The sequence below is a fragment of the Candidatus Dormiibacterota bacterium genome (genome assembly GCA_036495095.1).
Classification (GTDB): domain Bacteria; phylum Chloroflexota; class Dormibacteria; order Aeolococcales; family Aeolococcaceae; genus CF-96.
Map to the genome: position 1 here is coordinate 61,663 of DASXNK010000024.1, position 17,335 is coordinate 78,997.

The 17,335-nt window shown below is 72.9% G+C and carries 16 protein-coding genes; 10 read left to right on the forward strand and 6 right to left on the reverse strand.

Features of this window, described 5'->3' with window-relative positions; genetic code table 11:
• The first annotated feature begins 27 nt into the window (after positions 1 to 27).
• Together VGL20_02565 and VGL20_02570 are read left to right on the forward strand one after the other, a co-directional pair.
• Complete coding sequence (locus VGL20_02565; GenBank protein ID HEY2702550.1) at positions 28 to 1,653, forward strand: long-chain fatty acid--CoA ligase; 1,626 nt, start codon at positions 28 to 30, stop codon at positions 1,651 to 1,653.
• Between the two features lie 28 nt (positions 1,654 to 1,681).
• Complete coding sequence (locus VGL20_02570; protein ID HEY2702551.1) at positions 1,682 to 2,791, forward strand: NDMA-dependent alcohol dehydrogenase; 1,110 nt, start codon at positions 1,682 to 1,684, stop codon at positions 2,789 to 2,791.
• Positions 2,792 to 2,827: 36 nt separating this feature from the next.
• Here the strand turns inward: VGL20_02570 and VGL20_02575 are convergent, their stop codons facing one another.
• Both VGL20_02575 and VGL20_02580 read right to left on the reverse strand, forming a co-directional pair.
• A complete protein-coding gene (locus VGL20_02575) occupies positions 2,828 to 3,118 on the reverse strand; it encodes a GlsB/YeaQ/YmgE family stress response membrane protein (GenBank protein ID HEY2702552.1) in 291 nt (96 codons plus the stop codon).
• Positions 3,119 to 3,158: 40 nt separating this feature from the next.
• On the reverse strand, positions 3,159 to 3,833 hold the full coding sequence (locus tag VGL20_02580; GenBank protein HEY2702553.1) for a phage holin family protein: 675 nt from the start codon (positions 3,831 to 3,833) through the stop codon (positions 3,159 to 3,161).
• A 188-nt stretch (positions 3,834 to 4,021) separates the two neighbouring features.
• Between VGL20_02580 and VGL20_02585 the strand changes: the two genes are divergently transcribed.
• Positions 4,022 to 5,407 carry an MFS transporter gene (locus VGL20_02585; GenBank protein HEY2702554.1) on the forward strand — a complete coding sequence of 462 codons (1,386 nt, stop codon included), beginning with the start codon at positions 4,022 to 4,024 and terminating at the stop codon, positions 5,405 to 5,407.
• A gap of 1 nt (position 5,408) precedes the next feature.
• On the opposite strand, the gene VGL20_02590 is transcribed toward VGL20_02585, so the two are convergent.
• Positions 5,409 to 6,437 carry an alpha/beta hydrolase gene (locus VGL20_02590; protein ID HEY2702555.1) on the reverse strand — a complete coding sequence of 343 codons (1,029 nt, stop codon included), beginning with the start codon at positions 6,435 to 6,437 and terminating at the stop codon, positions 5,409 to 5,411.
• Between the two features lie 97 nt (positions 6,438 to 6,534).
• Between VGL20_02590 and VGL20_02595 the strand changes: the two genes are divergently transcribed.
• From VGL20_02595 to VGL20_02610, 4 genes are all read left to right on the forward strand, one after another.
• A complete protein-coding gene (locus tag VGL20_02595) occupies positions 6,535 to 7,443 on the forward strand; it encodes an LLM class F420-dependent oxidoreductase (protein ID HEY2702556.1) in 909 nt (302 codons plus the stop codon).
• A 222-nt stretch (positions 7,444 to 7,665) separates the two neighbouring features.
• The gene (locus VGL20_02600; GenBank protein ID HEY2702557.1) at positions 7,666 to 8,721 is read left to right on the forward strand and encodes an efflux RND transporter periplasmic adaptor subunit; all 1,056 of its coding nucleotides are present in this window, start codon (positions 7,666 to 7,668) and stop codon (positions 8,719 to 8,721) included.
• 245 nt (positions 8,722 to 8,966) lie between these two features.
• Positions 8,967 to 9,545 (forward strand): MEDS domain-containing protein, encoded by a 579-nt coding sequence (locus VGL20_02605; protein HEY2702558.1) that lies wholly within the window; start codon positions 8,967 to 8,969, stop codon positions 9,543 to 9,545.
• 145 nt (positions 9,546 to 9,690) lie between these two features.
• Positions 9,691 to 11,472, forward strand: a complete 1,782-nt coding sequence (locus tag VGL20_02610; protein ID HEY2702559.1) for a methyl-accepting chemotaxis protein — start codon at positions 9,691 to 9,693, stop codon at positions 11,470 to 11,472.
• Here the strand turns inward: VGL20_02610 and VGL20_02615 are convergent.
• Positions 11,469 to 12,521, reverse strand: coding sequence for an acyltransferase (locus tag VGL20_02615; protein HEY2702560.1), 1,053 nt, complete (start codon positions 12,519 to 12,521; stop codon positions 11,469 to 11,471). The two genes, VGL20_02610 and VGL20_02615, sit on opposite strands and share 4 nt — an antisense overlap.
• 103 nt (positions 12,522 to 12,624) lie before the next feature.
• On the opposite strand from VGL20_02615, the gene VGL20_02620 reads away from it, so the two are divergent.
• Entirely contained in the window at positions 12,625 to 13,827 is a 1,203-nt protein-coding gene (locus VGL20_02620) for an acyltransferase (protein HEY2702561.1), read from the forward strand.
• Positions 13,824 to 14,888, forward strand: coding sequence for an acyltransferase (locus tag VGL20_02625; GenBank protein HEY2702562.1), 1,065 nt, complete (start codon positions 13,824 to 13,826; stop codon positions 14,886 to 14,888). Before VGL20_02620 ends, VGL20_02625 begins: the two co-directional genes overlap by 4 nt.
• Positions 14,889 to 14,904: 16 nt before the next feature.
• Here VGL20_02625 and VGL20_02630 read toward each other — a convergent pair whose 3' ends face one another.
• Positions 14,905 to 15,459 (reverse strand): hypothetical protein, encoded by a 555-nt coding sequence (locus VGL20_02630; GenBank protein ID HEY2702563.1) that lies wholly within the window; start codon positions 15,457 to 15,459, stop codon positions 14,905 to 14,907.
• Positions 15,460 to 15,560: 101 nt separating this feature from the next.
• Positions 15,561 to 16,838 (reverse strand): glycosyltransferase 87 family protein, encoded by a 1,278-nt coding sequence (locus VGL20_02635; GenBank protein ID HEY2702564.1) that lies wholly within the window; start codon positions 16,836 to 16,838, stop codon positions 15,561 to 15,563.
• Positions 16,839 to 16,951: 113 nt separating this feature from the next.
• Here VGL20_02635 and VGL20_02640 point away from each other — a divergent pair.
• Positions 16,952 to 17,335: pyridoxamine 5'-phosphate oxidase family protein (locus VGL20_02640; GenBank protein ID HEY2702565.1), on the forward strand; the 384-nt coding region annotated here is incomplete at its 3' end.

Here is a 17,335-nt window from a genome sequence, read left to right on the forward strand (position 1 = left end):
AGGCGGCCGCGACGGGGAGGACGACTGATGCAGAGCACGATGCCGGGGCGCCCGCTGACCGTCGGCTCGCTGCTGGAGTACGGGCTCGCGGTCTACGCGGACAGCGAGGTGGTCACCTTCGACGGAGACCGCACCCGCCGCGCCACCTATCGCGAGGTGGGCGCCGGCGCCGCCCGTCTCGCCAACGCGCTGCGGCGCCTCGGTGTCGTCGAGGGTGACCGTGTCGGCACCCTGTGCTGGAACACCCAGGAACATTTCGAGGCGTACCTCGGGGTGCCCTCGATGGGCGCGGTCCTGCACACCCTCAATCTGCGGCTGTTCCCCGAGCAGCTCGCCTACATCATCGACCACGCCGAGGACCGGGTGATCCTCGTCGACGACTCCCTGGTGCCGGTGCTGGCGCGCGTCCTGAAGGACCTGACCACCGTCGAGACGGTCATCGTCATCGGCGACGGCGACGCCTCCGCGCTCGGCGACGTGCTGCGCCACTCGGAGCTGGTCGCGGCCGAGCCGGACACGTTCGCCTGGCCGGAGATGGACGAGCGCAGCGCGGCGGCGATGTGCTACACGAGCGGCACCACCGGCAATCCCAAGGGTGTCGTCTACAGCCACCGCTCGACCTACCTGCACTCGATGGCGTCGGCGATGGGCAACTGCTTCGCGATGAGCCAGTACGACCGGGTGCTGCCCATCGTCCCGATGTTCCACGCCAACTGCTGGGGCCTTCCCTACACCTCGTGGATGGCGGGCGCCGACCTCATCCTGCCGGGCCGCTTCCTCCAGGCCGAGCCGATGGTCCGGCTGATGGAGGCGGAGCGGCCGACCATCGCGGGCGCGGTGCCGACCATCCTCAACGACATCCTCCGGTACCTCGAGACCCACCCCGCCGACCTGTCGTCGCTGCGGGTGGTGCTCAGCGGCGGGTCGGCGGTGCCGCTGACGCTGCAGCAGAAGTACCAGGAGCGGCACGGCATCACCATCATGCAGGCGTGGGGGATGACCGAGACCAGCCCGCTCGCCGCCGTCTCCCGCCCCCCCAAGAACGGCGCACCCGAGGACGCGTGGCGCTACCGCGGAAAGTCGGGCCGGCTCTCCGCCGGGGTCGAGGTGCGCCATGTCGCCGACGACGGCACCGTGCTGCCCTGGGACGGCGAGTCGGTGGGGGAGATCGAGGTGCGGGGCAACTGGATCACCGGCGCCTACCACCGCGATCCAGCGCCCGACCGTTTCGACGGCGGCTGGCTGCGCACCGGCGACGTCGGCACCATCGACGAGCGCGGCTTCATCCAGCTGACTGATCGTGCCAAGGATGTCATCAAGTCGGGCGGCGAGTGGATCTCCTCGATGGACCTCGAGGCCGCGATCATGGCCCACCCGGCGGTGGTCGAGGCGGCGGTGATCGCGGTGAAGGACGACCGCTGGGACGAGCGCCCGCTCGCCTGCGTGGTCGTCGAACCCGACCGCGCCGTGACCGTCGAGGAGCTGCGCTGCTTCCTCGAGGGCAGGGTGGCGCGATGGTGGGTGCCGGAGCGCTGGGCCTTCGTGAGCGAGGTCCCGAAGACCAGCGTCGGCAAGTTCGACAAGAAGGTGCTGCGCGCACGGCTGGGCGAGGGTGCACTCGACATCCTCGGGACAGAGGCCGTGGGTCGCTGATGGCCGGGGGACGTGGAGGTCGCGATCGATGAAGATGGAAGCCGCGGTCCTGTGGGGGCTGAACCAGCCGTGGAGCGTCGAGGAGGTCGAGCTCGACGGGCCCTCCGAGGGTGAGGTGCTGGTCCGGCTCGCCAGCTCCGGGCTGTGTCACTCCGACGAGCACCTGGTCACCGGCGACATCCCGATCCCCTTCCCCGTGGTCGGAGGTCACGAGGGCGCCGGGGTGGTCGAGGAGGTCGGCCCCAACGTCCGCGAGGTCGCTCGCGGAGACCACGTCGTGCTCTCCTTCCTGCCCGCCTGCGGTCGCTGCACCTGGTGCGCGAGCGGCCACAGCAACCTCTGCGACCTCGGCGCCAACATCATCCTCGGGCCCCAGCTCGACGGCACCTGCCGCTTCCACGCCCGTGGCGAGGACGTCGGGCAGATGTGCCTGCTCGGCACCTTCAGCCCCTACACCGTGGTGCCCGCGGCGTCGCTTGTGAAGATCGACGACGACATCCCACTCAGGGTCGCGTCGCTGGTCGGCTGCGGCGTGACCACCGGCTTCGGCACCGCGGTGAACAGCGCCGGCGTGCGTCCCGGCGACACCGTGGTGGTGATGGGCATCGGCGGCGTCGGCGCCAACGCGGTGCAGGGCGCGCGCTGCGCCGGCGCCCAGCACATCATCGCCCTCGACCCGGTGCCCTTCAAGCGCGAGAAGGCCGAGGAGCTCGGCGCGACCCACACCGCCGCCGACTACGACGAGGCGTGGGCGATCGTCAGCGAGCTGACCCGCGGCCAGCTCGCCCAGAGCTGCCTGATCACCACCGACGTCGCCGAGGGGGCGTACATCCGCCAGGCGCTCAGCCTGGTGGGGAAGCGGGGCAGGGTGGTGGTCACCTCGGTGGCCCACCCCGAGGACACCACCGCGGACATGTCGCTGTTCGAGCTGACCATGTACGAGAAGGAGGTGAGGGGCGCGCTCTTCGGCTCCTCGAACGCCCAGGTCGAGATCCCGCGGATCCTCAACCTCTACCGCCAGGGACAGGTGAAGCTCGACGAGCTGGTGACCACCACCTACGCGCTGCGCGACATCAACCAGGGCTACGAGGACATGCGGAGCGGCAGGAACATCCGCGGCATGATCACCTACGAGTGAGCGCCGGCGCGCGCACTCCGCGGCTTCCCCTGGACCTCAGCGCCGGAATGCGGCCGTCGCCCCCCTGCCGCCGCGGGAACCACGTCCCAACCTGCGCAGCACCGCGAGCAGGATGCAGGCGCCGACGAACGCGACGATGCATTCGCCGATGAAGCTGCCGGCCACGTCGCTGCGGGTGAGGGCGTGGAGGATGAGGCCGCCGATGAACGCGCCCACCAGCCCCACGACGATGTCGCCGAGGATGCCGAAGCCTCCGCCTTCGACGACGCGCCCGGCGAGCGCCCCCGCGATCAGGCCGACGAGCAGCCAGGCGATCAGATGACCCATGGGGATTCCTCCGTGACCGGTGATGCGACGACGACGGCCGTCAGGACCGTCTCTGCTCGAGCCACTGCCGCGCCTCCTCGCTGAGGCCGGCGGGGGTCGGGGTGCGGCCGGTCAGCTCGGCGGCCGGGGCGCTCCCGTTGGAGGTGGTGGCGGGGGGATGGCCGGCCACGCTGTCCCTGAGCACGCCGATCTCCTCCTTGACCATCGCGACGTCCTCCTTGACGGTCTCGACGGTCTGCCGGGGCACCGGCGGGAACGCCTGCATCACCTTGCCCCTGATCGCCTCGACGTCCTGCTTCAGGGTGCTCACCGTCTCGGCGGGCAGCAGCGGCATGGCGGCCTTCAACCGGCCCACGCCGGTCAGCGCCAGCAGCCCGACGACGAGGATGAGGAACACGGTGACGATCAGGGCGGCGGTCCAGACCGGCAGCCACACGGCGATGACGGCGGTGAGCGTGGCCGCGACCATTCCGAGCGCGACCAGACCGACCACCCCCGCCGCGGCGAGGGCGGCGACGCCGATCCCCATCGTCTTCGCCGTGGACGACACCTCGCGGCCGGCGAGGGCGAGATCCTTCCTGACGATCCCCGCCGCCGCCGGGGCGATTTCCTTGACGATGCCGACCTTCTGGCCGACCTCGGCCTTGGCCAGGTCGATCTCCTGGCGGACCAGGGTGCTGCCCTCCTGGGCGAGCTGCTTGAGCAGCTCGGGCAACGACTGATCCTGCGGACCTGCGGCTCGATCACCCATGCCCAGCTGCTCCTTTCCACCGCCGCCACCGGGGTGGCGGGTGATGCCGATCCATATATCGTCGTTATCATAATGTATGCGTCACTGGTTGGCGCGAAAGACACCTCATCGGCCCATGCGCCGGGTTCGCGCCGATCCGCTACCGTGCCGGTGTGGGGGGATCCGGGCCGCGCTCCGACCGACTGACGCTGGCGGCGGCCAGCCTCGGCTACTTCGCGGTCATCCTCGCCACGACGGTGGTGAACGTCGCCCTCACCCGCATCGGCGCCGGCCTCGGCGCCGGGGTGTCGGCGCTGCAGTGGGTGGTCGACGCCTACAACCTCGCCTTCGCCGGCACCCTGCTCACCGCCGGCGCCCTCGGCGACCGCCTCGGCGGCCGCAGGGTTCTCGCCGCCGGCTTCGCCGTCTTCGGCGCCGCCTCGCTGCTCTCCGCCGCCGCCCCCGCCGCCGGGGCCCTCGCGCTCCTCCAGGGGGTTGCCGGCCTGGGGGCCGCGATGGTGCTGCCCGCCTCGATGCGGGTGCTCAGCCACGCGGTCACCGGCACCGCCGAGCGGGCCCGCCGCATCGCCCTCTGGGGTGGGAGCGGCGGCGCCGGCATCGCCGTCGGGCCGCTCGCCGGCGGGCTGCTGGTGGGCGCCGCCGACTGGCGCGCCGTCTTCCTGCTCACCGGCGGCCTGGGTCTCCTCGGGCTGCTGCTGAGCCTGCTCTGCCCCGCCTCCGCGGGCGACCGCGCCGGCTCCGCGCCGGGCTACGGTCTCGACCTCGGTGGCCAGCTGCTGGCGATCCTCGGCAGCGGCGCGCTCACCTTCGCGCTCATCGAGGGCGGCGACCTCGGCTGGGGCTCGGCGCCGGTGCTCGGCGCCTTCGCGGCCGCCGCCGCCGCCGGTGCCGCCTTCGTCGCCGTCGAGCGGCGGGGGCGCAGCCCGATGCTGCCGCTGGGGCTCTTCCGGGCGCGGTCCTTCTCCGCCACCGCGGCGGTGGGGGTCCTGCTCAACCTCGGCCTCTACGGGCAGATCTTCGTGATGGCGCTGTACTTCGAGCGGGTGCGCGGGTACTCGCCGCTGCTCACCGGGCTCACCTTCCTGCCGATGACCCTCAGCGTGGTCGGCGCCAACCTGCTCGCCGGCCGGCTGGTCACCGGCATCGGGCCGCGGCGGCTGGTGGTCACCGGCCTGGCCGCCGCCGCCGCCGGCCTCGCCGCCCTCGCCACCATGGGCCCGGCCACCGCCTACCCGGCGATGGTGCTGCCGCTGCTCGCGGTGGGCGGCGGCTGGGGCCTGGTGGTGCCGCCGCTCACCACCGCGCTGGTGGGCTCGGTCCCGCCCCAGCGCATCGGCATCGCCGCCGGGGTGTTCAACGCCGCCCGCCAGGTCGGCGGGGTGGTGGGCGTCGCCCTCTTCGGCTCGCTGCTCGCCGGCGGCTCCTTCGTCGGCGGCATGCGGGTGGCGCTGGGCATCGCCGCCGCCGCGCTGCTCGCCGCCGGGGCGCTCGCCCTCGGCTTCATCGACACCCGGCTGGACGCCGAGGCTGCCCCCTGAGTCAGCGCTCGAGGACGGCCGTCCCCAGGAGCGCGCCAGCGAGCTCGCGGATCCGGCGGTTCACCTCGTCGGCCGCCTCCAGGGTGAGCATGTGGCCGGCCCCGGGCACCAGCACCAGGCCCGCCGGGCGGGGGAGGGCTCGCTCCAGCCGCCGGGCGTGCGAGGGCGGGGTGAGCCGGTCCTCCTCCCCGACCATCACCAGGGTGGGCACGTTCAGCCGCTCGACCGCGCTGCCGAGGTCGAGGCGGCCGAGGACCCGCCCCCAGCCGGTCCAGGTGTCGGGGCGGCACGAGATGACGACCTCGTGGCAGAAGGCCACCTGCGCCGGGGTGGCGGTGGCGCCGAGGGTGATGTACCGGACGCCGCGGCGCGAGATCGGAGCCAGCAGCGGCAGGGGGATCGGCGGCGCCGTGAGAATCCCGGCGCCGACCAGCCGCCGGGTGCGCACCAGGGTGCGGGGGAGGGGGAGCAGCCGGGACTCGACGACCAGGTCGCCGATGCCGGTGCTCACCAGGACCGCGCCGGCGACGCGGTCGACCTCGGCGGGATGGCGCTCGGCCCAGGCCAGCACCGACATCGCGCCCATCGAGTGTCCCACCAGCACCGCCCGCTCGCCGGCCGGGAGGCAGGAGGCGAGCACCGCGGAGAGGTCGTCGGCGAGCGCGTCGGTGGAGAACTCGCCCGGCCCGCTGTCGCCGTGGCCGCGGAGGTCGAAGGCGACGATGCGGAAGTCCCGGGAGAGCTCGACGATCTGCGGGTGCCAGATGCGCCGAGCGCAGGTCCAGCCGTGGACGAGCAGGAGGGTGGGGGCGGTCTCGGCGCCGTAGACCTCGGCGTGGAGCCGGGTGCCGTCCGCCGACACCACCGTGCGCGACCGTCCCACCAGCGGCCGGTTGAGCTCGACGTACTCGGGGTCGTCACGGAGGCGGCGCTCCTCGCTCCGGCCCGCCCGGGCCACCCCGGCGAGGGCGGCGGCCGCCCCGGCGAGCGCGGTCGCCCCGAGCAGCGCGGCGGTGCGCGATCCTCCCATGGGCTCCAAGGCTATCCCAACGCGCACCGCGCCCGTCCTGGCGATCGGCGTACTGTTGCCGAGGGGAGGGCAGTCGTCGACCGCCCGAGGAGAGAGCGTGCTAGTTGGACTGCAGGTACCGAGCTTCACGTGGCCGGACGGCCACGAGCACATCGGCGAGAACTTCGCGCGGATCGCGGAGCGCGCCGAGGAGGCGGGCCTCACCAGCCTGTGGGTGATGGACCACCTCTTCCAGATCTCGATGGTGGGGCCGCCCGAGAACGAGATGCTCGAGGGCTGGACCGCGCTCGCCTACGCCGCCGGGCGCACCCGGCGGATCCGGCTGGGGACGATGGTCACCGGCGTCACCTACCGCCACCCCGGGGTGCTGGTGAAGATCGCCACCACCCTCGACGTCCTCTCGGGGGGCCGCTCCTACTTCGGGATCGGGGCCGCCTGGAACGAGGAGGAGCACCGCGGCCTGGGCATCCCCTACCCGCCGCTCGGCGAGCGCATGGACCGTCTCGAGGAGACCCTCCAGATCGCCCGGCAGATGTGGGCGGGCGACGACAGCCCCTACCACGGGCGTCACTACCAGCTGGAGCGGCCGCTCTGCTCGCCCCCGCCGATCCAGCGCCCCCACCCGCCGATCCTCATCGGCGGCGGGGGTGAGCGGCGGACGCTGCGGATGGTGGCCCAGTACGGCGACGCCTGCAACCTCTTCGCCTCCGGCGACATGGCCGTCCTCGACCACAAGCTGGCGGTGCTCCGCGGCCACTGCGAGGCGGTGGGGAGGCCCTACGCCGAGATCGAGAAGACCAGCCTCGGCACCATCCACCTCACCCGCGACGGGCGCGACGGCAGCATGGACGCCGCCGCCGCGATCCACCACTTCGAGACCCTCGCGGAGCGCGGCATCGACCACGCCATCGTCAACATGGCCAACGTGATCGACGCGGAGCCCTTCGAGGTGCTCGCCGCCGAGGTGATCCCCGCGGTGGCGAAGCTGCGGGTGGCGGGGCGGTAGCCCCGGCTGGTGCCCCCTGACCACTCGGAGAGCGGGCGTGGTGGGGTGTCTCCAAGCGGCCGGGAGCAGGGCGGGACGATAGCATCAGCGTCAACGACTGTCACTGTTCTCCTCGCCCAGCTACACAGCCCTGCGGTGTCCACCCGGACGCCGCCGCAGGATCCGGGGGGGTGCGACGTTCTACCCTGAGGACCGGACTGGCGGTCCATCACTGGGACGGACATGCAGAGAACGCGGACGTACGCCGTCGGGATCGTGCTCGCCTGCGTCCTGGGCGGCTGCGGCGGGGCCTCGGCGACCCACGACGTGGTCGTCTACACCGCCGGGGCACGCACCGTGTCCGACCATCCCGGCGGGGTGGGGATCACCGCCGCGGGGATCAGCGTCCCGGTCAGCGTCGACTTCCGCGACACCGTCACGGACGTCCTGGTCAAGCCCGGCCAGACCGTGCACAGGGGCCAGCCGCTGATCGCGCTCGACCCCACGCCCTTCCAGGCGCAGTCCGCCGCCCTGCACGCCAAGCAGGGGCTGATCCAGACCGAGATCCAGAACACGCAGAGCCGCATCGCCATCGCCCAGGCGCGGGGCGACGCCCAGACGGTCGCCGCGCTCAACGCCCAGGTCAGCAGCTACCAGGGGCAGTACGTGATCGTGCAGCAGCAGATCGAGATCGCCCAGGGCCGCGCCACCCAGCTCCAGGCCCCGATCGACGGCGCCGTCGGCGAGATGAAGACCGCCGCCGGCACCGTCGCCGCCCCCGGGGCGGTGCTGCTCACCGTGGTCGACAACGCCCACATCCAGGTCACCGCCAGCCTTCCCATCAGCGACCGCCAGTTCGTCGCCGTGGGTGCCCCCGCGGACATCAACGTGACCCCGTCACCGGGCAGCACCGCCTCGGGCCCGACCCTCACCGGCAGGGTGGTGCAGATCGCCGCCGGCGCCAGCGGCGCCGGCCAGGTGTTCCAGGCCACCGTCGACGCCCCCAACACCGCGGACCGCTCCGTGCTGCCCGGGCTCCAGGCCTACGTGCGGGTCAGCGTCAGCCGCCCGAGCCCGGTGGTGATCTCGCGACTGGCCGTGCAGCAGCTCGACAGCGCCCCCACCGTCTGGGTGGTCGAGGGGCAGGTGGCGCATCCCCGCAACGTCCAGGTCGGCATCTCCGACGGCGGCTACGTCGAGATCCTCGACGGGCTGAAGCCCGGCGACCTCTGCGTGATCGTCGGCAGCCAGCTCCTCAACGACGGCAGCGCGGTGCGGGTCACCCGGACCACCGGGTAGCGCCGGGCGCCGGACCGCACGTCCCTCCCACGGCCTGACAGAGGAAGACAGGGTGATCCACATCGCCCTGGTGGCATGCCGCCGTGATGTCAGAATGCTGTTTTCCGGCCCCTTCCTCTCGGTCAGGACAGTTCCGGTCGGGTTCTCGCCCGCAGAGGATGAGCGAAAAAAACCGAGAAGCAGCCGGAAGTGTCAGGAGGCGGGTCATGGCATCGACCCTGGATTTCGGAATTCCTGGGCTGGACTTGGCCCCGGGGGACCACATCTGCGCCCTCTACATGGGGGACGCCGAGCGCGACGAGATCCTGTTCCCGTATCTCAAGGCGGGGATGCGCGCCGGTGACAAGGTGGTCTGCATCGTCGACCAGGAGGACACCGCGCGGGTGCGACAGGGGATCTCCGACGGTGGCGACGTCGACGCCAGCATCGAGAGCGGGCAGGTCCAGCTCCACACCGCGAAGGAGACCTACGCGAAGTGCGGCGGAGGCAGGTTCTGCACCGACGACATGATCAACTTCTGGGACGCCTCGCTGGCCCCGGCGATGAGCGGCGGCGGATTCCGGTTCGCGCGGATCGTCGGCGAGATGTCCTGGGCGCTCCGAGAGCTCCCCGAGCTCGACGAGCTCTCCTACTACGAGTCCGAGTACAACCGGTTCGCGCCCCGGTACGGTCAGTGGGGGCTCTGCCTCTACGACCTCGAGCGATTCGGTGGCGGCATCCTCGTCGACGTCCTCAAGACCCACCCCAGGATCCTGCTGGGCGGGATGGTCCTCGACAACCCGCACTACCTGAGCCCGGACGAGTTCCTCGCACAGCGGAGTTGACCGCGGAGCCGGGCTCAGGTACTGGGTGGCGAGATCGGCTGAGCCCTGTCACGGACGGACCACGCCGCGTCCGCGGCGTGCCGCCCCGGTGACGGAGCGGTGACCCGACCGGTGACTCGAAGGTCAGGTGAGCACCATCACCGCAATGGAAGCACATCACGTCAGCCTGCCCCCTCCGGTCAGGAGGCTGTCCGGCCGCCTCTCCGTGCGCCTGGTCGCCGGTCTGCTCGGGGTGTCGATCCCGGTCATGGCGGTGCTCACCGCGGTGCTGACCCACAGCGCGTCGACCAGCCTCGAGGACGCCGGCGCCGCCGCCTCCCGCGCCGCGGCCACCGCCAGCGCGGAGCGCGTCGACGACTGGATCCACGACCTCCAGGCCAACCTGGGCGCGATCGGCCTGGTCGTGGGCGCCCACCTGAGCGACGGGACGCTGACCCCCGAGCTGGCCCGCGCCACCGCCCTCTACGACGACTTCGACCGCTTCGCGGTCCTCGACACCGCGGGGCACCTGCGCGCCTCGGTGCCGGCCGACTCGCCGATCACGGTCAGCGGCCGGGAGCCGTGGTTCCAGGCTGCGCTCGCCGGGCCCACCGTGACCGACATCATGCGGGCCGGCGACGCGCTGGGCTGGTACGTCGCCAGCCCGGTGAAGGACGCGGCGAACACCACCGTTGGCGTGGTCGTCGGCGACCTCAAGGAGCGTGCCCTCGACGGCCTCATCGCCGGCCGGTCGGCGGGAGGCAACGTGCAGGTGCGCGCCTTCGACCGCGATCACCTCCTGGTCTTCAACTCCGGCCATCCCGGGGCCGGCGACGACGCCACCCTGCTCGGCCAGGCCGGGTACCTGACCACCCGTCTTGACGACCCCGCCCTCACCCGGGGCCTCGACGGCGAGACCGGCAGCGTCCGGGTGGCGAGCTACTTCGGCCAGGACGCGATCGCCGGCTACGCGCCGGTGAAGTCGTTGGGCTGGGTGGTGGTGGCCACCCAGGATGCGGGCGTCGCGCTGCGGCCCGCAGCCGACCTGACCCGCCTCGCGGTCGTCCTTGCGGTGGTCGCGGTCGCCCTGCTCGCCGCCGTCGCCGTCCTCTTCGCGCGGCGCACCGCCAGGCCGATCCGCGCGCTCGCGGACGCGGCGTCCCGGGTGGCGGCCGACGACCTCACCGTGCACGTCGAGCCGTCGGGGCCGAACGAGCTGGTGGACCTCGCCGAGAGCTTCAACCACATGGTGGCGACCCGCCGCCACGTCGTCGAGCTGCACTCGCGGACCTCGCAGGAGCTCGCCTCCTCGTCCGCCGAGCAGGCCGCCGCCGCCACCCAGACCTCGGCGAGCGTCGAGGAGCTGACCCGCAGCTCGGGCTCGGTCGCCGACACCGTGGAGCGGGTCGCCGCCCAGGCGGAGCAGACCCGGCAGAGCCTCGAGCATGCCCGCGAGGACATCCTGCTCTCGAGCGAGCGGACCGTCACCCTCGCCACCCGCGTGCACGAGGTGACCACCATCCTGACGCTGATCAACGACTTCGCCGACCAGACCAACCTGCTCGCCGTCAACGCCGCCATCGAGGCCGCCCGCGCCGGCGACGCCGGGCGCGGCTTCGCGGTGGTCGCCGACGAGGTGCGCCGGCTCGCCGAGCGCTCCAAGGCCTCTGCGGCGGAGATCGGGCGGATCATCGACGGCGCCCAGACCGAGACCAACGCCACCGTGATGGCGATGGAGAAGGGGGCCAAGCAGATGGTCTCCGGCCTCGCCCTCATGGAGGAGGTGGTGGAGAGCTGCGACCGGGTGAGGCTGACCAGCCAGCAGCAGCGCAGCGCCACCGAGCAGGTGATGGCGGCGATGCAGCAGGTGACCGCGGGCTGCCGCCAGGTGTCGGCCACCGCCGAGGAGATCGCGGTGAGCAGTCGGGGCGCGGCCACCGGCCGCTAACCGGCGGCGGCGGCCGCCGTCCGCCGGCCGCTGGTGCGACGGTCCTTCAGGCGGAGGAAGGGCGCCTCCAGGTAGCGGTACGACCCCCATGCGACCACCAGCGTGAGCACGACGGTGAGCAGCAGGGCGGCGGGTCCGGAACCGTGGCGAATCTGGACGAAGGCCTCGTACAGCGGGACGTGGTAGAGGTAGACGCCGTAGGAGCGGCGACCCACCGCCACCAGCGGCCGCCAGGAGAGCGCGCGGCTCAGCGCCGGCCAGGACCCGCTGACCAGGGTGGCGAGCACGGCCGCGGCGGCGATCGCGCTCAGGGTGTAGCCCAGGCCGCTCATCGTCGAGGTGCCGAGGCGCGCTCCGATTCCGACGACACACCCGATCCCGGCCATCCCCGCCGCCCGGACCAGCCACCGCGGGATGCGCTCGAACATCCCCTCGGAGACGAGCACGGCGAGGGCGCAGCCGACGAGCAGCGTGTCGGCGCGGGTGTCGGTGCGGAGCTGGACGATTCCGCCGGTGGTCAGGCGGTGGGCGACCACCAGCACGGCGCCGCCCACCGTGCCCGCCAGCAGGGCGCGGCGCCCACCGAGTGCGAGGAGGGCGCAGAGGAGCAGCGGCCAGACCAGGTAGAACTGCTCCTCGATCGAGAGCGACCAGGTGTGGCCGAGCATCCCCCCGAGCTCGTGGGTGACGATCATCCAGTTGCCCACGTAGAGGGCGGAGAAGACCGCCTCCTGGTTGGTGCTGGGCCCGAGCTCCGGCCGCAGGAGCGCCGCGAGCCAGACCGCCATCACGATGCAGGCGCCGAGTGCGGGGAGGAGCCTCAGCGCTCGGCGGAGGTAGAAGCGACCCAGCGACACCGCACCGGTGCGGCCGTGCTCGTGGAGCAGGATGGAGGTGATGAGGTAGCCGCTGAGGACGAAGAAGACGTCGACCCCCACCCATCCGCCGGGGAGTGCGTGCTCCCAGGTGTGGAAGGAGATCACCGCCAGCACCGCGAGCGCGCGCACGCCGTCGAGGGCGGGGAGATGGGTTCGCGGCGGCGGGGTCACGGTGGGAGTTTCGGCGGCTCGCCGGTGGCGTGCCGGGCCCGCAACCGACTCGCAACCGCGGCGGCACGGCGCGTCGCCCCCGCCCATGGGACAGTCGCAGCTCATGGGAGCCGGCCGCCGATCGCGTTCGCGGAACATCGACGCCCTGCGGGCGGTCGCGGCGCTCATGGTGGTCTGCGCTCACGCCAACTACCTCAACGACGCGACCCGCGCGCCGTCGGCGGAGTGGCGGCACTACCTGTGGTCGGGCGTGAACCTGTTCTTCGTCCTCAGCGGATACCTGATCGCCCGGCCGTTCGTGGCCGCACTCCTCGAGCGCAGCCCACTCCCCCGGACCGGGGCGTTCGCGATCCGCCGGGCGTTTCGGATCCTCCCCGCCTACTGGCTGGTGCTGCTCGCCGTGCTCGTGCTCACCCCCCCGGTGGGGCTGCGCCTCTCCGACCTCGCCGCCCACGCGCTGCTGGTGCACGACGTCGTGCCGGGGGACGCGTACACGATCCACTCCGTCGCCTGGACCCTGGGGATCGAGGCGATGTTCTACGTCGCGGTCCCGATCGCCGCGCATCTCGTCGCACGACGGTGGCCGGCGATCACCGCCCGCCGGCTGGTGACCCTGGTGCTGGCGGTCTGGGTCGCGTCCGCGCTGTTCTCGCTGGTGGTCGCCACCTTCGGGGAGGCGTGGATCGGAGTGGCGCGCGACCTGACCGTCAACGACGCCGGGGACCGGCCGCCGAGCATCCTGACCCTGGGCCTTCCCGCGAAGCTCTACCTGTTCTGCCCGGGGATCCTGGTGGCGGTGGCCGAGCGCTCCGGCGCCCTGCGCCGCGGCATGAGCCGTCTCGACGGCGTGCCGGCGCTGCGGGTGTGCACCGCGGGGATCGGCGTCGCCGTGGCGCTCTGGCTCCTCGGTGTGGCCGCCGACGGCAGCGGTGCCTCGTCCCTCGGCCACGCCCTGCGCGACGAGGTGTTCGGGCTCGGATTCGGGCTGCTGCTGGTGATCGCGCTGTGGTCGCCGGCCTGGAGGTCGCCGCCGGCGCGTGCCCTCGCGGCGATCGGGGTGGTCTCCTATGGCCTCTACCTGTGGCATCCGGTGACCGAGGAGCTGCTGAGGGAGCGGCACCTGGTCGCGTTGCCCTGGGCGGCCACCTGCGTGGTGCTGGCGCTGGCCGGACTGGTGCCCGCGGCGGTCAGCTGGTTCGCGGTCGAACGGCCCGCTCTGGCGCGCGCCGCGGTCCTGACCGCCGCGCCGGCGCCGCGGGTCGCCCGCGCCGCCGACACGCCCGTGCCCGCGGCGGCGCGGCGATGACCCGCCCGATCAACCGGTCCGTGGAGGGTCTGCGCGGTGTCGCGGCCCTGCTCGTCGTGATCAGCCACTGCCTGGCGATCGGCGGCTTCACCCTGGGCGTCGACCTCTTCTTCGTCCTGTCCGGATTCCTGATCACCCGCCTGCTCGTCGGCGAGATCGGCAACAACGGCCGGATCGCGCTCGCCAGGTTCTACATCCGGCGTGGGTTCCGCCTGCTGCCCGCCCTGGTGCTGTTCCTCCTCGCGGTGCTGACCTGGGGCCACCTCCGCGGCGACGCGGGCGGCGTCGCGAGCATTCACGGCACCGTCCTGAGCAGCCTGCTCTATGTCGAGAACTGGCACATCCTCTCGGTCGGGACCGCGACCCCCAGCCTCCTCGTCGACCCCGCGACCCACACGTGGTCGCTGTCGATCGAGGAGCAGTTCTACCTGCTCTGGCCGGTCCTGCTGATCGCGGGATGGCGATGGAAGGGCGCCCGGGGCGCGCTGATCCTCGCCGTCTGCGGGGTCGCCCTGGCGACGGTCGACCGTCTGGGCCTCGCCGGGACCTCGCTGATCAGGGAGTACTTCTCGACGGACACGCGCGCCGACCAGCTGCTGGCGGGGTGCTGCGTGGCCCTCCTCTCCCAGCTCCGGTGGCTCCCCCGGATCCCCCGCGGCCTCAGCGTGGCCGCGCTCGGCACGCTGCTGGCCATCGGCATCCATCCCTTCGCCCTGCCGTACCAGATGACCGCGACCGCCGTGCTCGGAGCCGTCCTCGTGGCCGGTCTCTCCCAGCATCAGCTGGGCGCGCTCTCCGGCTCCTGGGTGGTGTGGCTGGGCGGTCGCTCGTACGCCCTCTACCTCTGGCATCCGCTGGTGCGGGCCGCCCTGCACGACTCCGCCCACCTCGCCGACGGAGGGGTGATGTTCGTGGCGGTGATGGCCGTCTCCCTGGTCGTCTCCGACCTGACGTTCCGGATCGTCGAGCGCCCGCTCCGCGATCTCGGGCGGCGACTCACCTCGGCGCCGCCGCTTCCCTCGGCCGGGCCCCAGGTCCCGGTCGCGGTGATCGGCCGGTAGGAGCCGCCACGGCTCTCTAGCGCCCCAGCGCCCCCGCGACCACGGTGGCGATGGTGACCGCGGCCACGATGACGGTGAGGGTGATCACCCGGCGCGATCCCGGCTCGAGCCGGGTGGCGCGGCCGCGTGCCAGGACGCGCCCCGCCATGATCGGCGCCAGGGCGAGCAGCATCAGCATGATCCCGAACACGAAGAGCGGGGGACGCCCGGGATCGCCGAGCCCGATGCTGAGCACCCCGAGGAGGAAGGCGAAGAAACCACCCAGGAGGAGCCCGATCCCCGCCAGCGGAAGCAGGCCGGCCAGATCCCGTGTGTCAGCGGTCTCGCCCGCGGCGTGGGGCCTCCGCCAGGGCTCGACCCCGACGGTGGCGGCCGGCTGGAGCACGTCCAGCCGCTGCAGCCGCCGGGCGAGGGCCTCCGCCCCGGCCGCGGGACGCTCGGCGAGGGCGCGGAGGATCCGGCGACCCTCCTCGTCGGTGCTCAGCCACTCGACCACCCGCCGAGCCAGCTCCGCATCCGCGGAGGCGCCGTCGTCCCTGCGATCCGTCGAACGGAGGACGGCGTGCGTCATCGGCTCCACGTGTTCCCTCCAACTCTCTCCGGAACAGTTGATCCGCTCCTGACCGCAAAGTCAAGCGGGAACCGTGTCGCGGCCAGCGCCGACCACGAACCTTAACCGGTGCTTTGCATCGCCCTCGCAGGTCGGCGGGCGGCGCGCCTCCGGGTGTCGAGCCAGAGCAGGCCCGCGGCGACGAGCAGGCAGGGGGGCACGACCACCGCCGGCTCGATGAGCCGGCCCCTGGTCAGGCTCACGGCGACCGCGCCGTTGAGGACCGTGACCACCGCGAGGGCGCGGCACACCCACGGCCCCGGCCAGGGACGTCCGGAGGCGGCGTCGCGCACCGCCGCCCGGGCGAGCGTCCATGCGATCACCGGGGTCAGCAGGGCGATGTCGTGGGGCAGCAGGTGGGGAGCGGCGAGCAGCGACAGCAGCACGGCGGCGCCGAGGCCGGACTCGAGGTGCTCGGGATGCCGGCGGACGCGCCGGCCGATGAGGTAGGCGGCGCCGATCGCGAGCCCTCCCAGGGCGTAGCCGAGCGCGTGTCCGACCCCGCCCTGGCCGCCGATCAGACCGCCGACGCCCGACAGGCTGAGCAGGTCGGCCGCCGGGCGATCGGCGCTGGTCGCCTCCCACTGGGTGGCGTGGAGCATCCCCAGCCAGGCCCCCGGCCCGGCGACCAGGGTTCCGGCGAGAACCGTGGATGCGACCCCGCCGAGCGCCGCCAGCAGCACCCGGCGGTCGTGCCAGGCGAGGAGGAAGGCGGCGAGGCCCAGGCAGAGGTGGGGCTTGGTCAGCGCCGCGGTGGCGCCGAGCAGGGCGGCGCCGGTGGCGAGCCGGCCGCGCCGCCAGCAGGCGTAGGCGGCGGCGAGGCCGAGGGCGAGCATCCCGTCCCACTGCCCCAGCAGGAGTGCCTCGAAGGTCCCGAGGCCGGCGAGGGCGATGCCGCCCGAGGCGATGCGCACGGTGCGCGGAGTGGCCGCCGGCCAGGGCGCGGCCCGCACCACCAGCGCGGCGGCGCCGGCCAGCATCAGCAGCTGGAGTGCGCACCACACCCGGTAGGCGGTGGGGAGATCGAGGAGGGTGAGCGGTGCGGCGAGCGCCGCCGCCGCGGGCGGGCTCATGTAGGGGAGGATCTTCGGGAGCTCGTAGCCGGGGTTGAGCCGGCGGTACAAGGGTCCCTCGGCGGCCTGGTCGTAGATGGCGCCGCCGCTGTGCTCGCGGATCAGGGTGCCGGCCACGTAGGTGGGCACGTAGTCGCTCTCCGCCACCTGCAGCCGGTCGACACGCACCCAGATCGCGAGGGTGAGGACGAGCAGCAGGATTGCGAGCCCCGCCAGCCCGAGCGCGATCAGGCGTGGGGAGGCAGGGACGTGGCGAGGGCGCTCCATCACTGTCGGAGACGGTCGCAGGCGCGGCCGGCGGGTGGGTCGCCTGGTGATGGAGATGTGGTCACAGTCCCCCTGTGCCGCCACTCGTCTCTCACCGGTGCGATCATGGGCATATGGCGGCGTGGCGGGACGTCGAGCAGACAGAGCCGGAGTTCGCGCAGCGCGTGCGAGCGCTGTTCGACGCTCACAGGCACAAGACAATGGCCACCTTGCGAGCCGACGGGTCCCCGCGGATCTCCGGGATCGAGACGGTCTTCGAGGACGGCGACCTGGTTTTTGGCTCCATGCCGAACGCGCGCAAGGGCGCGGATCTCCGTCGGGATCCGCGGTTTGCCCTGCACAGCGCCACGGTCGACCCGGTCGAGGGCTCCGAGGCCGAGTGGCCGGGCGAGGCGAAGATCTCCGGTCGGGCGGTCGCTGCGGGACCGATCCCCGAAGGACCGGACGGCGACCGCTTCCACGCCGACATCACCGAGGTCGTGCACACCCACCTGAAC

Bases quoted from the DNA above. Each gene is read 5' to 3' on its own strand.
- VGL20_02565 (HEY2702550.1), top strand. From the start codon at position 28: ATGCAGAGCACGATGCCGGGGCGCCCGCTGACCGTCGGCTCGCTGCTG.
- VGL20_02570 (HEY2702551.1), top strand. From the start codon at position 1,682: ATGAAGATGGAAGCCGCGGTCCTGTGGGGGCTGAACCAGCCGTGGAGC.
- VGL20_02575 (HEY2702552.1), bottom strand. From the start codon at position 3,118: ATGGGTCATCTGATCGCCTGGCTGCTCGTCGGCCTGATCGCGGGGGCG.
- VGL20_02590 (HEY2702555.1), bottom strand. From the start codon at position 6,437: ATGGGAGGATCGCGCACCGCCGCGCTGCTCGGGGCGACCGCGCTCGCC.
- VGL20_02600 (HEY2702557.1), top strand. From the start codon at position 7,666: ATGCAGAGAACGCGGACGTACGCCGTCGGGATCGTGCTCGCCTGCGTC.
- VGL20_02610 (HEY2702559.1), top strand. From the start codon at position 9,691: ATGGAAGCACATCACGTCAGCCTGCCCCCTCCGGTCAGGAGGCTGTCC.
- VGL20_02620 (HEY2702561.1), top strand. From the start codon at position 12,625: ATGGGAGCCGGCCGCCGATCGCGTTCGCGGAACATCGACGCCCTGCGG.
- VGL20_02625 (HEY2702562.1), top strand. From the start codon at position 13,824: ATGACCCGCCCGATCAACCGGTCCGTGGAGGGTCTGCGCGGTGTCGCG.
- VGL20_02630 (HEY2702563.1), bottom strand. From the start codon at position 15,459: ATGACGCACGCCGTCCTCCGTTCGACGGATCGCAGGGACGACGGCGCC.
- VGL20_02635 (HEY2702564.1), bottom strand. From the start codon at position 16,838: ATGGAGCGCCCTCGCCACGTCCCTGCCTCCCCACGCCTGATCGCGCTC.